Source organism: Nocardiopsis tropica, from assembly GCF_042660575.1.
Classification (GTDB): Bacteria; Actinomycetota; Actinomycetes; order Streptosporangiales; family Streptosporangiaceae; genus Nocardiopsis; species Nocardiopsis tropica.
Window position 1 is genome coordinate 56,028 of the sequence record NZ_JBHSUF010000016.1, and the last position, 13,734, is coordinate 69,761.

Sequence of the window (13,734 nt, forward strand, 5' to 3'; positions counted from 1 at the left end):
TGCGCGGCCCCCGGTCCCTCCCCGCCTGCCGGCGGGACTCCTGTCCCGGCGCGGGGCGAGGGGGTCGAACACCGCGGCCCCGGCCCCGGAGACGAGCGGTTCGGGCAGGTCAGGCGAGTGATCCCATCATGTGCCGTTTGTCACTGGCGGGCGTCGGCGGGGGTAATCCTCAATTAAGATCGGGAAAATAGGAAATTCTGGTGGCAGGTCGGGTCCGTCCCGTTCCCTCCACCGCACCGCACCCGTGAGGATCCCCTTCATGCGCCGCACCGCCATCGCCGTCCCCGCCACCGCAGTACTCCTGGCGGTGGCCGCCTGTGGCGCCCCGTCCGAGAACGCCTCCGAAGCCGCCTCCGGCGAGGACACCCTCGTGGTCGGCGCGACGGCGGTCCCCGCCGGGGACATCCTGGAGTTCGTCGACGCGGAACTGGCGGCCGGGGCCGGGCTGGACCTGGAGATCGTCGAGTTCTCCGACTACATCGCCCCCAACGCGGCCCTCGACGAGGGGCAGCTGGACGCCAACCTCTACCAGCACGCCCCCTTCCTCGACGAGTTCAACGAGGGCAACGGCACCGACCTCGTCTCCGTCCAGGAGATCTACCTGCCCCCGCTGGGCCTGTACTCCAACAAGGTCGACGCGGTCGAGGACCTGCAGGACGGCGCCGAGGTCGCGCTGCCCAACGACCCGACCAACGAGTTCCGGGCGCTCCTGCTGCTGGAGGAGGGCGGCCTGATCACCCTGGCCGAGGGCGTCGACGAGGCCACCTTCTCGCTCTCCGACATCGAGGAGAACCCGAAGGACCTGGAGTTCCGCGAGGTCGAGGCCGCGCAGCTGCCCCGCTCGCTGGACGACGTGGACGCCGCGATCGTCAACAACAACTACGCCCAGGAGGCGGGCCTGGACTTCGAGGAGGACAGCATCCTCCTGGAGCAGGTCGAGGGCAACCCGTACGTGAACGTCCTCGCCGCCCGCGCCGACAACGCCGACGACCCCCGCGTGGCCACCCTCGTGGAGCTGCTGACCTCGCAGGAGACCGCGGCGTTCATCGAGGAGGAGTACGCCGGCAGCGTCATCCCCGTCACCGCCGGCTGATCCCGGCCTCCCGCGCACCCCGTCCGGAGGCGCACCCGCACGGCCGTCCCACCGCACCGGTGGGGCGGCCGTCGGCCGCTGCCACCGGTGGAGGCCCGGGCGGCCCCCGTGGCCGCCGACGGGTCTCCCCGTAGGCATCGGCTCCGGCCGGAAGGGTCGGCCACCGGGTTCGACCGCTCGGACCCGTGGCCGGATGGGGCCATCTCCCTCCGCGGCGGTCCCGCGAACGCCTACCGTGGTGGCCCCTACTTCGGAGGTCCCATGAGAGGCTGTCTCGTCTTCCTGGCTCTGGGCATCGCGGGCGGCATCGGTTACCCGCTGGTGGGAAGGGTGGCGGGCGGCGACCTGTCCGCACTGCTCCCGCTCACCGCACTGGCGGCGGCGACCGCGGCGCTGGTCCTGTTCATCCGCACGCGGCGGAAGGGGGCAGCGGATGACGGCAGCACGTCCGTCGCCGCCGCCACTGCCGCTGCCGCTGCCGTTGACGGCATCGCCGGCAGCGACGGCAGCGACGACGGTGCCGAGGAGGGCGGGAACGGCGGGAACGGCGATCGGGAACGCGGTGGCGGTGGCCGTGTCCGGAATCGCGTGGCCATGGCCGGGCTCGTCCTGTTCATCGGCATGTTCCCCGTCCTGTTCCTCCTCGCGTCGTTCGAGGCGGCCTCCTGGCTCGCCCCCTACGCGATGGGCGCGGGCGGCGTCGGGTTCGCACTCTCCCTCCTCGGTGACGGCGGCAGCACCGGCGGGGACGGCGGTGACGGCGGCGGTGAGTGACGGTGGCCGGGCCCGCACCGCGCCTGCTCGGGCCGGTGGTCCCGAAGCCGCGGTCGAGGGCAGGGCAGCCGGGCCGAGGGGGAGGGAGGCGGTGGGCCGGCCGTCCAGGTCCGCCGACAGGTGCGCGCGGAACCGCCCCGCCCCGGGCCGGGGAGGAGTCGGCAGCACGGCGGGTCCGCGCTCCACGGCGGTTGAGTCTCAAGCCGCTCGAGACCCGATAGTGGCGGTATGCACGACAACGACCTGTACCCGATCGGGGACGCCGCGCGCCGATCCGGACTGAGCGTCAGCGCCGTCCGGTTCTACTCCGACGCCGGGGTCATTCCCCCCACACGCCTGACCGGGGCCGGCTACCGGCTCTACGACGTCCACGCCATCGCCCGGCTGGAGCTCGTGCGGACCCTGCGCGAGCTGGACGCCGGCCTGGAGGACATCCGCCAGGTGCTCGACGGCGAGAGGACCCTGCACGACCTCCTCACCGCCCACCTGGGGATCGTCGAACGCCAGGAGCGCGGTCTACGCGCGAGGCGCGCCGTTCTGAGGACCCTGGTCCGGCAGGAGGGGACCGCCGCCCAGGCGGCGCTCCTGCACAAACTCGTCTCGATGACCGACGAGGAGCGCGAACGGCTCGTCGACGACTTCTGGAACGAGGTCGGCGCGGGCCTGGACGTGCCCCCGGTGTTCGTCGAGCGGTTGCGGCAGCTGCGGCCCCAGCTGCCGGAGGACCCCACCGCCGCCCAGCTCGAGGCCTGGATCGAGCTGGCCGACCTGGTCAGTGGCCGGGAGTTCCGCACAGCGGTCCACGACTACCTCCAGGTCACCTACACGACCGAGCCGGGGAAGCTCTTCGCCGCCTCACCGGTGCAGGAGTTCATGTACGAGACGGGGGTGCCGATCATGGAGGACATCCTCTCCGTCCACCGTTCCGGGGAGCCCGCGGAGTCCCCACGCGCCCGGGAGGCGGTCGTCCGCCTGGCCGATGCCGCCGCCGCGCTCGGCGGCGCCCGGTCCACCGCCGGGTACCGGGACAACTTGGCGTCGTACCTGGTCGAACTCATCAGGCTGGAAGGGGAGGAGCCGGTGGAGGACCCCTGGTTCGACAGCACGCACGGCAGGTACACGAGCCTGGTGGCGGTGATCAACGGGGGCCCGCCCGGCGGGGAGGAGGGCCCGGTGCCCTGGCCGTGGATCGTGGCGGCCCTGCGCGCGTCGGTCCGCGGGGACTGACGGGCGCGGGGCCCGCCCCCGGACGGGCCCCGCGGCACGGGGTCAGCCCGTGAGGGCGTCGGCGAAGAAGGCGAGCGAGCGGTCGACCTCTCCGAGGGAGGGGCCGCGGTTGAGGTGCCCGTGCGGCATCCCCGCCGCGAGGTAGGTCCTGTGGGGAACCCCCGACTCCTCCAGCTGCCTGGCGAGCAGTTCGCCGGAGGGCCGCAGGTCGTCGTACTCGGACAGCAGGATGCTGGTCGCCGGAAGGCCGGACAGGTCCGCGGCCCCGGGCATCGCGTCGGCCGGGAGCCCGCCCACGCGGCCCACGTAGTTGCGCACCATGGCCTCGATCGACTCGGGGGTGAACCGCAGGACCGGCGGCAGGACCTCCATCCGGGCCGCGCCGTCCGCGTCCAGCGCCGGGGTCGGGAAGTGGACGAAGGGGTAGGCCAGCAGCACCGAGCGGGGGAGGGGGAGGCCCCGGTCGCGCAGACGCAGCGCCGTGGACAGGGCGAGCGCGGAACCCGCGCTCGCCCCTCCGAGGGCGACGGCGCCGGCCTCCGCCCAGCCCGTTCCGGCGAGCCACGTCCACGCCGCGTACGCGTCGTCGACGGGGACCGGGTAGCGGACGCCGTCCACGGCGAGGCGGTAGCCGACGGAGACGACCAGGGCCTGTGCGCGGGCGGCCAGCTCCGAACCGACGGTGTGCGCCTCCGGCATGTCCAGGTCCCCGGCCATGAATCCGCCGCCGTGCAGCCACAGCAGCGCGCGGTCGCTCTGCTCCCGCGGCCGGTAGATCCGTACGGGGACCTCCCCGTGGGGGCCGGGGACGGCGCGGTCCTCGACCGAGACGTCGGGCATCCGCCACTCGGCGGGGTCGCGGTGGTACTCGGCGAAACACCGCGCCGCCTCGGGGTCCGACCGCGCCATGGCGCGGTCGCCGAGGCCTTCGAGGTGGTGCAGCCTGCCGGCGAGGTAGGGGTCGAGGGTCATGCCGTCTCCGGGTTCTCGGGTCGGTGCGTCCCGGGTGTGTTCCGCGGACCGCGGGGAGCGGCCGGACCGGGCACGCGGAGGACGGCGGTGTCCGTGGCGCACGCGGCAGCGGGGTGGGACGCGGTGATCCTGTCATACCTGGGGTCCGGAGCCCCGAACCGCTCCGGACGGTACGGCCGCTCCGCCCGCGGATCCCGGTCGCCGCGCACCCCGGGGCCGCCTGCCGCCGGCGGCACGGGAGGCCCCCGATGCGCCGCCGGACACGGACGAGCCCCGCCCGGGCTCCCCAACCCGGGCGGGGCTTCTCTCCTGTGATGGTCTGGTCAGCGGTTGGGCGGGGCCGCGCTCACGTCCGCCAGCGCGGAGTCCTCGTCGACCACCCGCGCCAGGTCGCCCATGGTTACGATGCCCACGACCTCGGGCCCGTCGACGACGGGCAGGCGGCGCACGCTGGACGTGCGCATGGCGTGGACGGCGTCCCGGAGGCTGCTCTGGCGCGGAACGGTCACGACCTCGGCGCTGCAGACCTGGCCGACCGTGACCCTGTCCGGGTCCCCCTCGTCGGCCACGCAGCGCACCACGATGTCCCGGTCGGTGAGCACCCCGCGGATCCTCCCGGAGTCGGTCACCACGACATCGCCCACGTCCTCGTCCCGCATGATCCTGGCGGCCTCGCGCAGGGTCGTTTCCGGTGCGACCGTGTGAACGGTCTCGCTCATCACTTCGGCGATACTGTCCGCCATGGTCAGCTCCTCTCACGATTACCGGCCTTGCACAGGGCCCTAGCCGACTTCCCGACGCCTAAACGTTCCCGTCCCTCCTTCCTCGCGTGTCCCGGGGCGCGGCTCCGACGCCCGGGAGGGCGCGGGCCGGGCGATACCTGGTGCGGGCCCGCAGGTGGCGGCCGCCCGTGCCCCGAAGGCGAAGCCCGCGGCCGCCAGCTCCCCGAGGGCTTCGACCGTCCGGGGGTCCTGGGCCGCGTCGGGGGTGACGGTGCGCAGCCCTCCCGGCCCCAGGGAGGCCAGCGCCCTCGTCAGGTCCGGGGACGGAGGGGACGCCGGAGTCCCGAGGGGGAACGGCGCGAACACGGCGAGGGCCGCGGCCACCGTCCACAGCTCGTGGAGCAGGCCGTAGCCCAGTGCCCCCTCCAGGGTGCGGCCCGTGGGGGAGGCCGCCCACCGGTCCAGCGCCCCGCACAGGTCCGCGTGCTCGACCCCCGCCTGTCGCAGTTCCTCCCGCATCAGGGCCACGTGGCTCTCGTAGCGGTGCGCCGCGGTGTCCCAGCGGATCGCCGCGGCGCGGGCACGGCGCCAGCTCACGAACGGCACCAGCCCGGGTGCGTGAAGGACGTCCTCGGCCACGGCCTCCCCGGGGCGCGCGAGCAGGGCGGACCGCCGGGCGCCCATCGCGTGGTCGTTGCCCACCAGGCTCGTGTCGCCGTCGTGCTGGACCAGGTTGGGCACCGTGACGAACGCGCTCCGGCCCAGCCCCTCCAGGAACCGGGCGACCACCTCGTCGTCGTGTTCGGCCGGATCGTGGGAGTCGATCGCCCTGACCAGGGCGGAGGCCGTCGCCGCGGGCAGGGCCAGGCCGACGGTGGGCACGAAGGCGTCGACGCACTCGGCGAGGCCGAACCCGCCCATGGACGCCCACCGCGCCATCGACCCCGTCCCCGACCCCCATTCGCAGAACAGGGCGACGGGAAGGTCCGGGTGGGCGCACAGGACCCCGGCCAGGGCGTCCGCCATACCGGCCACCGGTGCGGCGTCGTCCTGGAGCACCAGGTGGTGGGTGGCCCCAGGCGGTGCCGCCGCCCAGGCGGCACGTGCCGTCCGCAGGGTCGCCGGCGGGCCGTCCGGTTCCGGGTCGAGGACGACCCGGGGGGAGAGCCCGGGGAGGGAGGCCGCCAGGCGGTGGGCCGCCGCGGAGCGTTTCGGGTGCGCCATGATCGCGCAGGAGAGGTGGACGCCGGACATCAGTGCCCCCGATGGGTGGAAGGAAGGGCATCCCCGGACCCGGGGACGACGGTGTGGTCGTGGGATCTCGCGGTCGTCCGCAGCCGCGCGGTACACCCGGTAGGACGGGGACACCGGCGCGGGGAGGACGCGGTCATCGCTCCGGCTGCCGGAGCCCGCCCGGCCCCGGCACCCCGGGCGGCGGGCCCTGGCGGTACTGCTCGGCCTGCAGCCGGTACAGCTCCGAGTACAGCCCCCTCCTCCCCATCAGGTCGTCGTGGCTCCCGGACTCCGCGATCCGCCCGTCCGCCAGCACGAGGATCAGGTCGGCCGTGCGCACGGTCGAGAAGCGGTGGCTGACCAGGAGGGTGACGGCGCCGTTCCGCAGCCCCTCGGCCCTCGCGGTCCGCGCGTAGCCCTCGAAGAGCTGGTGCTCCGCCCGGGCGTCCAGGGCCGCGGTCGGTTCGTCGAGCATCAGCAGCAGCGGTCCCTCCCGCATCATCGTCCGGCCCAGCGCGAGCTTCTGCCACTGCCCGCCCGACAGCTGCACCCCTCCGGGCAGGCTGTGCCCCAGGGGTGTGGCCGCTCCGGAGGGCAGGTCACGGACCACCGCCCCGGCTCCGGCCCGCCGCAGGGCGGCGTCCACCGCGTCCGCGTCCGCCAGGCGCGGCAGGTCCCCGACGCCGACGGTCTCCCCTGCGGTCAGCTCGAAGCGCGAGAAGTCCTGGAATCCCGCCGTGATCCTCGCGCGCCACCGCTCCACCGGCAGGCGGCGCAGGTCGGTGCCGTCGATCTCGATCGTCCCCGCGGTGGGGAGGTAGAACCGGCTCAGCAGCTTGACCAGGGTGGACTTCCCGGCGCCGTTCTCCCCGACGACGGCCACCACGGACCCGGCGGGTATCCACAGGTCCACGCCGTCCAGGACCGCTTTCTCCCGGTCCGGGTACCGGAAGGAGACCCCCCGGAAGCGGATGCCGCCGGACAGCCGGGCGGGCACCTCGGCCGGCGGCTGCCCGCCCCGGTGCTCCCGGCGTCCGACCAGGGCCCTGACCCAGCGCAGGTCCGCCAGCGTCCGGGAGAGCCGCTGCAGCTCCTGGAGGAGCGCGACCACCCCGGACACCTGTTGGCTGACCTGGGCCGCGAGCACGACGGCCAGGACGACGTCGCCCACGGTGCGCTCCGCGGCGACGGCCTCCCGTACGACCAGCAGCGTGCCGGCGAGGTAGGCCGAGGCGAAGACCAGCTGGCCGGCGATACGCACGAGGACGGCCCTGGTCTCCCCGCCCCACAGCAGCCGGGTGGCGGCCCGCCAGTGCTCGGCGTGCCTGTCCTGGACGAAGTCGCGCATGCCCAGGACGCGGAGCTCCTTGGCCGTCGCGGCGTCCCCGGTCAGCTCCAGCACGTGTTGCGCGCCCCTGGTGTGCGGAGCGGCCCGGCGCCGACGTTCCCCCATCAGCGACTCGGCGTACCGGCCGGTCAGCAGGGGCGGCACGGCCGCCAGGGGGAGCAGCAGGAGCCAGGGGCTGAGCTCGACCAGGAGCACGACGGTGATCACCAGGCCGCACATGAGGCTCAGGCCCGACATCAGCGCGGTCATCCCGCTGGTGGAGACCCTGCTCAGTTCCTGGCGCAGGACCGTGATCCGGTCGGCGTACTCCGGCCGTTCGTGGTGCTCCAGCCCCTCGGAGCCGTTCGACAGGCCGATCAGCTCCCTGTCCAGCCGCAGGAAGGCCTTGTCGCCCAGCTCCATGTACAGGACGTGGGCGAAGTGGGCGCCGACGAACGCGACGATCATCAGCAGGCCCGCCAGGGCGCCCGTCCACCCGGCCCGGGCCGCCTCCCCGGCCACGGCGGCGTCGGTGAGCACCCCCAGGGCGAGCGCCGTGAGCGGCTGGGCCACCGCGGCGGCGAGCATCAGCGCCGCCGCTCCCAGCAACCGCGCCCGGTCGGCCGACCACGACAGCCGGGTGAGCTCCCACACGGCCCGGACGGTGTCCCTCATCGCGCCACGCTCCTTCCCTCGCCGCGGCCGGCGGGGTCGAAGCGCTCGGCCTGGAGCCGGAACATGCGCGCGTAGCGGTTCCCCAAAGCCATGAGCTCCTCGTGCGTGCCCTGTTCGACCACGCGCCCGCCCTCCACCACGACGATCCCGTCCGCCCTGCGGACACTGGAGAACCGGTGGCTGATCAGGACCGAGGTGACCCCCGCGGTCAGCTCGATGAAGGAGTCGAAGAAGGCCGCCTCCGCGCGCACGTCCAGGGCCGAGGTCGGCTCGTCCAGGACCAGCAGCCTCGCGCCGGCGTCGAGGGCGTAGAGGGACCGGGCGATGGCGACGCGCTGCCACTGCCCGCCGGAGAGCTCCGCCCCGCCCTCGTGCTTGCGGGAGAGCACGGTGTCGATGCCGTGCGGCAGGGCCTCCAAGGTGTCGAGGACGCCCGCGCGCCGCGCTGCGTCGCGCACCCCCTCCCGGTCGACGGGGAGGTGGACCGCTCCGCAGGCGATGTTGTCCGCGGCGGAGAACTCGTAGCGCACGAAGTCCTGGAACACGACGCTCACCTGCCGTCTCCACAGCTCGACCGGTGTCCGGCGGACGTCGAGCCCGTCCACCACGATGTCGCCCGCGTCGGGTTCGCGGAGCCGTGTGAGCAGCTTGACCAGCGTGGTCTTGCCGGCCCCGTTGACGCCGACGACGGCGGTGCAGCGGCCGGGGGCCAGGGACAGGTCCAGGCCGTCCAGGACCGGCCCTCCCGCGTTCGGGTAGGAGAAGCGCACGGACCTCAGCTCCACCGACGCCGGCGCGGGGCCGGTGACGGGCTCCTCCACGGCGTCCGCGGCCTCGGGGGACGGCGCCTGCTCCCCGGCCCGCGACATGCGCTCCTCCAGGGTGTCCAGGGACTGCCAGGCCCGCATGCCCAGGGAGGTCTGGAGGTCGGCCTCCGGGTAGTTGGCGCCGCACATCACCATCGCGGCGGTCGCCTGCAGCGCCAGCGCGAGCCCGGTGAGCGAGACGGCCCCCTGCGCGGAGCCGGAGGCGAGCAGGGCCAGGACGGAGCAGACCGCGAGCAGCCCCAGCGCGGTGTAGCCGAGGTACGGGACGAGGAACACCCGTCGCCTGGCCCGGGACACGCGGTCGTGCGCCCTCGTGTGCTCGTCGACGTAGCGGTCGGTGAACCAGGCGGTGAGCCCGAACACCCGAAGCTCCTTGGCGTCGCGGGCGCCCATGGCCACGCCGCGCAGGTGGTTCGCGCGGCGCAGCACCGCGCCCACCCCGGTGTCGTACACACGTGAGAGCACCCGCAGGCCGCCGCGTTGCCCCGTTCGGAAGACGAGTACCGCCACCAGGAGCGCCACCGCCATGGCCCAGGAGGCCACGGCCCCCAGGAGGGCGGTCAGGGCGGCGAGGCGCACGTAGCGGGCCACGAGCGCCAGCATTCCGGCGCAGGCGCCGCCCGGGGTGTGCGCACGGGCCTCGAACCAGCGGTTCACCTCGTCCAGGGAGTCGAGCACGGCCGGGTCCTCCAGCGGGCCGATGCCGGTGCTGCGCAGCGACGCCCGGATGAGGCGCTGCTGCAGGAGGCCGTCCATCCGCCGGGTCATGAGCTCGCCCAGCATGTGCTGCACGGGGGTGAGGAGGGTCTGGAGGGCGAAGAGCGCGGCGGCGGCCAGGAAGGTCCGCACGAGCGCGGACCAGGCCTGTGACCCCACCCCCGCCGCCACCGCCGCGGGCACCTGGCCGATCACGACCGAGGTGGCCACGACGAACGCGACGGGCAGCACGCCCAGGACCACGTTGACCAGGAGCAGTGCCGAGGCCAGTGCCGGGCCGGTCGAGGGGATCGCCCGGACGATGCGGACGCGGGCCAGGACGGCCTCGTCCCACCAGCGTTCCACGCCCGGACGCCGGTCGCGGGTCCCGGTCCGGGAGGACGTGCGGGAGGGGGGTGCGTGCTCTCGGTTCCCACTGCTCATGGGCGGCTCCAGACGGGGGTGGCGCGGACGGGGCCCGGGTCTGCGGCCTCGGGGCCCCGCGTCGTCGGGTCGACGGGTGTGGGGAGCTGGAGGAGACGGCGTCGTGCTCCTGCCTGTGGGGTCTGCGGGGCGCGCGGCAGGCCTCTTTCCGGCCGACGGCTCCAGATCGTAGGCCACGGATCACCGTGTGTCCGGGGTCCGTCCCCGGTGGAGGACCGCCGTCGGAGTCCGTTCCGGTCGACCGGACCCGCTTGACGTGGGAGCGCTTCCATCCCAGGGTGAACAGAAGGAAACCCTGGCCACATCCGGCCAGGGGCCGGGCCGGTGGCGGACGCGAGGGACGGGGACGGGTGCCGTGTTCCCCGTGGTCGTCGCGGGACGGGGGTCCGCGCACGCTCCGCCCCCGGTCGGCCGCCCGCGCCGGCCGGCGTGCCCCCGCTGCCGACGGGCCGTGCCCGGACGGGTGGAGGATGGGCGGTGGCCGAAGGAGGAGCGGAGGGCGGATGGCGTTGCGGATTCTGTTGGTGAGCGGGATCAGGCCCTGGGACCCGTTCGGTGGGGCCATGCGGACCAAGGTGATCGCCGGCGCCCTCGCCGGGCTCGGCACCGTGGACCTGCTGGTGCTGCCGCTCGACGGGAAGCACGAGGAGCCGCCCGCGGACTCCGTCTTCGACCGGGTGCTCACCGTGCCGCAGGAGTTCTCCCCGATGAACGAGGAGAGGTCACCGGCGCGCCGGGTCACCGAATTCCTCAAGGGCACCCTCGCCGCGCAGATCGGTAAGACGCGCAAGGCCGTCCTGGAGAAGGCGCCCGACTGGTTGGCGGGTACCCGGTACGACCTCGTCTGGTACATGCGCGAACACGTCTGGTTGATGACCCGCGGCCTGGTCTGCGCGCCCACCGTCATCGACGTGGACGACCTGAGGGACGTGCTGCTGGCCCGCTGGCTCTCCATCGGCAAGGCTGACCGGGGCATGGAGCTCACCCCGGTCCGCAGACTGGACATGCGCCGGGTCATCGCGCGCTGGCGGCGTATCCACCGCCAGGCCGCGCAGGGGGCGGACGTGCTCATCTACTCGGGACAGGGCGACCTCCGCCGTTCCGGTTTTCCGAACTCGCTGGTGGTCCCCAACACGTACACGCCTCCCGCCGGGGGCGGCGGGGCGGAAGCGGCGGAGAAGGGGCCGGGAAGGCCCACCCTCCTCTTCCAGGGGGTCCTGTCCTACGCCCCCAACGCCGACGCGGCCGCATGGCTGGTGAAGGGGATCGCGCCCCTGGTCCGGGAGGAGTTCCCGGACCTGCGCGTGCTGCTCGCCGGCCAGTCCTCGCCGCGCATCGACGCACTCGGCCGGTCCCCGGGGGTCGAGGTCACGGGCATCGTTCCCAGCATGACGCCCCACCTCCGTCAGGCGGACCTGGTGGTCGCGCCCCTGCGCGTGGCCGGGGGCACGCGCATCAAGATCCTGGAGGCCTTCGCCCACCGGGTGCCGGTGGTCTCCACCACCGTGGGGGCGGAGGGGCTGGAGGTCCGGGCCGGCGAGCACTGCGGGATCGCCGACACCACGGAGGCGATCGCCGACGAGTGCGTGCGGCTGCTCTCCGACCGTGCCGCCGCCCGCGCCATGGCCGACCGCGCCCACGAACTCTACGACTCCTCCTACCGCCCGGAGAGGGCCGCCGAGCAGGTGGCCCGGGCGGTCGACACGGCCCTGTCCGGGGGGCGCTGACGGAGGGCGGCGCAACCCCGGTCCCGGGGGTTTCGCCCCGGCGGCGCGGACCCCCCGGGACCGCGAGACGAGTGGACCGCCGAGCAGGACCGCCGAGCCCGGCCGGGGGCGATCCGGCCCCGGGGAAGGCCCCGCCCGCGCGCCTGCGTGCGCCGGCCACGTGTCCGGCCAGGCGGAAGGCATCCTCGACGCCGGCCCGCGCGCCTGCGTGTGCCGGCACCGGGACTCGCCCAGCATGGTCCCCATGAACGCATTGGCTCTCGTGTGCAGCCTCAAACCGTCGCCCGCCCCGTCGAGCAGCGAACTGATGGCGCGGCAGGTCCTCGACGCCCTGGCCGACCACGGTGTCGCCGGCGACCTCGTCAGGGTCGTGGACCACGACGTCCGCCCCGGTGTGGAGACCGACATGGGCCCGGGCGACGCCTGGCCGGACATCCGGCGGCGCATCCTGGCCGCGGACATCCTCGTGATGTCGACGCCGACGTGGGTCGGCCACATGTCCAGCGTCGCCCAGCGGGTCCTGGAACGGCTCGACGCCGAACTGAGCGAGACCGACGAGCAGGGGCGGCCGTCCATGTTCGACAAGGTCGCCGTGACTGCGGTCGTCGGCAACGAGGACGGCGCGCACAAGATCACCGCGGACCTGTTCCAGGCCCTGGGGGACACGGGTTTCACCATTCCGGCCCAGGGCGGCACCTACTGGAACAACGAGGCCATGAACCCCAAGGACTACAAGGACCTGGAGCAGACCCCGGAGGCGGTCGCCTCCACGACGGCCACCCTGGCCCGCAACGCGGCCCACCTGGCACGGAGCCTGCGCGAGAACCCCTACCCCGCGCCCTGACGCGGGCCGGGGGAGCGGGAGCGGCGCCGGGCGCTACCTGCCCGGTCCCTCCCCGTACACCGGGGACGGCGCGGGGGCGTCGAGCGCGGCGGCGCAGGCGGCCAGGACCTCCTCCACACCGATGGACTCCAGGCCCGGGTCGAGGTGCTCGGAGTGGGGGTCCCCGCGGCGTCCCGCCCAGAGGCAGCGGTGGGAGTCCCGGTCGACGAGCGGTCCCCACAGTTCCGGGGAGACCGGGCCGAAGAGGCGGACCGACGGGGTCGAGTAGGCGGTCGCCAGGTGTCCGACGCCCGTGTCCCCGCACACGAGCAGTCCGGCACCGGCGACCAGCCGCGCCAGCTCGACGAGACCGGTGCGGCCGGCCAGGACCGATCCGGGGCCGAGCCCCGCCTCCACCGCCACCGCCTCCGCCCGGGAGAGCTCCTGCCGCGAACCCGTCACCAGCACTCGCAGCCCGGAGCCGGCCAGGTGCCGGGCGACCCGCGCGAAGCGCTCCACGGGCCAGCGGCGGGACGGCGCCGCCGCCCCCGGGTGCACGATCACCGTGTCCGGCAGGCGCGTCGTCCGCACGGGCCGGGGCCATCGCAGGTCGGTGGGGTCGGCGGCCGTCCCGTGCTCCCGCAGGAGACGGCACCAGACCTCCGCGTCGTGGACGCCGGGCGGCCAGTCGGGGCCTTCCCGGCCGACCGCCGTGCGGTGCCCGAAGGCCCACATCACGCGCGGTGAGAGGGCGGCCAGGGCGGCCGTGCTCTCGGGTCCGCGCCCGTGCAGGTTCACCGCCAGGTCCGGCGGCGACGCGGAGCCCCACCCGGGCACGGCCAGAGGCTCCGTGGACAGGACCTCCCAGGAGAGCCCGGCCAGGGCGAGCAGGTCGCGGTACCACGGCGGGCCGGCCAGGACGCGGCGCCAGGAGGGGGCGGACCTCTCCAGCGCGCGGAGCGCGGGCACGGCGGTGGCGAAGTCGCCCAGGCCGAGCGCCCTCAGCGCCAGCAGCACAGGGCCGTGCCCGCCGGTCCTCCCGCCCACGGATCCCACCACGGTCGCACTCCCCTCGTCCGCGTACCCGCGCCTTCCGGCCGCACCGCCACTAACCCGTCGGCGCGAGAACAAACATGGCGGGCCGAAGGCGCTGCGGCCGCGCGGTTGCGGAGCCGACCGGGCGCGGACCCGCCT

Annotated in this window: 11 protein-coding genes; 5 read left to right on the top strand and 6 right to left on the bottom strand. The window is 74.6% G+C overall.

The features are described 5' to 3' along the window. The first annotated feature begins 259 nt into the window (after nt 1–259). The 3 genes from ACFQBR_RS23990 to ACFQBR_RS24000 all read left to right on the top strand — a co-directional run bounded on the left by ACFQBR_RS23990 (nt 260) and on the right by ACFQBR_RS24000 (nt 3,094). On the top strand, nt 260–1,093 hold the full coding sequence (locus tag ACFQBR_RS23990; RefSeq protein ID WP_267945236.1) for a MetQ/NlpA family ABC transporter substrate-binding protein: 834 nt from the start codon (nt 260–262) through the stop codon (nt 1,091–1,093). A gap of 261 nt (nt 1,094–1,354) precedes the next feature. Then, nucleotides 1,355–1,867, top strand: coding sequence for a hypothetical protein (locus tag ACFQBR_RS23995; protein WP_344183917.1), 513 nt, complete (start codon nt 1,355–1,357; stop codon nt 1,865–1,867). Nucleotides 1,868–2,095: 228 nt separating this feature from the next. After that, the gene (locus ACFQBR_RS24000; protein ID WP_344183919.1) at nt 2,096–3,094 is read left to right on the top strand and encodes a MerR family transcriptional regulator; all 999 of its coding nucleotides are present in this window, start codon (nt 2,096–2,098) and stop codon (nt 3,092–3,094) included. A gap of 42 nt (nt 3,095–3,136) precedes the next feature. Here ACFQBR_RS24000 and ACFQBR_RS24005 read toward each other — a convergent pair whose 3' ends face one another. The 5 genes from ACFQBR_RS24005 to ACFQBR_RS24025 form a co-directional block, all read right to left on the bottom strand. Then, on the bottom strand, nt 3,137–4,066 hold the full coding sequence (locus ACFQBR_RS24005; RefSeq protein WP_344183920.1) for an alpha/beta hydrolase fold domain-containing protein: 930 nt from the start codon (nt 4,064–4,066) through the stop codon (nt 3,137–3,139). Nucleotides 4,067–4,389: 323 nt separating this feature from the next. After that, nucleotides 4,390–4,809: a CBS domain-containing protein gene (locus tag ACFQBR_RS24010; protein ID WP_344183921.1), complete on the bottom strand. Its 420-nt coding sequence runs from the start codon at nt 4,807–4,809 to the stop codon at nt 4,390–4,392. Nucleotides 4,810–4,848: 39 nt separating this feature from the next. Beyond that, nucleotides 4,849–6,042, bottom strand: a complete 1,194-nt coding sequence (locus ACFQBR_RS24015) for a hypothetical protein (protein ID WP_344183922.1) — start codon at nt 6,040–6,042, stop codon at nt 4,849–4,851. Nucleotides 6,043–6,175: 133 nt separating this feature from the next. Then, entirely contained in the window at nt 6,176–8,023 is a 1,848-nt protein-coding gene (locus tag ACFQBR_RS24020) for an ABC transporter ATP-binding protein/permease (protein WP_344183924.1), read from the bottom strand. Then, on the bottom strand, nt 8,020–9,990 hold the full coding sequence (locus ACFQBR_RS24025; RefSeq protein ID WP_344183925.1) for an ABC transporter ATP-binding protein: 1,971 nt from the start codon (nt 9,988–9,990) through the stop codon (nt 8,020–8,022). The genes ACFQBR_RS24020 and ACFQBR_RS24025 overlap by 4 nt, the downstream gene beginning before the upstream one ends. Nucleotides 9,991–10,493: 503 nt before the next feature. Between ACFQBR_RS24025 and ACFQBR_RS24030 the strand changes: the two genes are divergently transcribed. After that, nucleotides 10,494–11,717: a glycosyltransferase gene (locus ACFQBR_RS24030; RefSeq protein ID WP_344183926.1), complete on the top strand. Its 1,224-nt coding sequence runs from the start codon at nt 10,494–10,496 to the stop codon at nt 11,715–11,717. 244 nt (nt 11,718–11,961) lie between these two features. Then, nucleotides 11,962–12,561, top strand: coding sequence for a flavodoxin family protein (locus ACFQBR_RS24035; protein WP_330157132.1), 600 nt, complete (start codon nt 11,962–11,964; stop codon nt 12,559–12,561). Nucleotides 12,562–12,594: 33 nt separating this feature from the next. Here ACFQBR_RS24035 and ACFQBR_RS24040 read toward each other — a convergent pair whose 3' ends face one another. Then, nucleotides 12,595–13,599, bottom strand: coding sequence for a glycosyltransferase family 9 protein (locus tag ACFQBR_RS24040; RefSeq protein ID WP_344183927.1), 1,005 nt, complete (start codon nt 13,597–13,599; stop codon nt 12,595–12,597). Nucleotides 13,600–13,734: the final 135 nt, after the last annotated feature.

What these genes read in the sequence shown, in the direction of transcription:
- ACFQBR_RS23990 (WP_267945236.1), top strand. Translation starts at nt 260, where the DNA reads ATGCGCCGCACCGCCATCGCCGTCCCCGCCACCGCAGTACTCCTGGCG.
- ACFQBR_RS23995 (WP_344183917.1), top strand. Translation starts at nt 1,355, where the DNA reads ATGAGAGGCTGTCTCGTCTTCCTGGCTCTGGGCATCGCGGGCGGCATC.
- ACFQBR_RS24000 (WP_344183919.1), top strand. Translation starts at nt 2,096, where the DNA reads ATGCACGACAACGACCTGTACCCGATCGGGGACGCCGCGCGCCGATCC.
- ACFQBR_RS24005 (WP_344183920.1), bottom strand. Translation starts at nt 4,066, where the DNA reads ATGACCCTCGACCCCTACCTCGCCGGCAGGCTGCACCACCTCGAAGGC.
- ACFQBR_RS24010 (WP_344183921.1), bottom strand. Translation starts at nt 4,809, where the DNA reads ATGGCGGACAGTATCGCCGAAGTGATGAGCGAGACCGTTCACACGGTC.
- ACFQBR_RS24015 (WP_344183922.1), bottom strand. Translation starts at nt 6,042, where the DNA reads ATGTCCGGCGTCCACCTCTCCTGCGCGATCATGGCGCACCCGAAACGC.
- ACFQBR_RS24020 (WP_344183924.1), bottom strand. Translation starts at nt 8,023, where the DNA reads ATGAGGGACACCGTCCGGGCCGTGTGGGAGCTCACCCGGCTGTCGTGG.
- ACFQBR_RS24025 (WP_344183925.1), bottom strand. Translation starts at nt 9,990, where the DNA reads ATGAGCAGTGGGAACCGAGAGCACGCACCCCCCTCCCGCACGTCCTCC.
- ACFQBR_RS24030 (WP_344183926.1), top strand. Translation starts at nt 10,494, where the DNA reads ATGGCGTTGCGGATTCTGTTGGTGAGCGGGATCAGGCCCTGGGACCCG.
- ACFQBR_RS24035 (WP_330157132.1), top strand. Translation starts at nt 11,962, where the DNA reads ATGAACGCATTGGCTCTCGTGTGCAGCCTCAAACCGTCGCCCGCCCCG.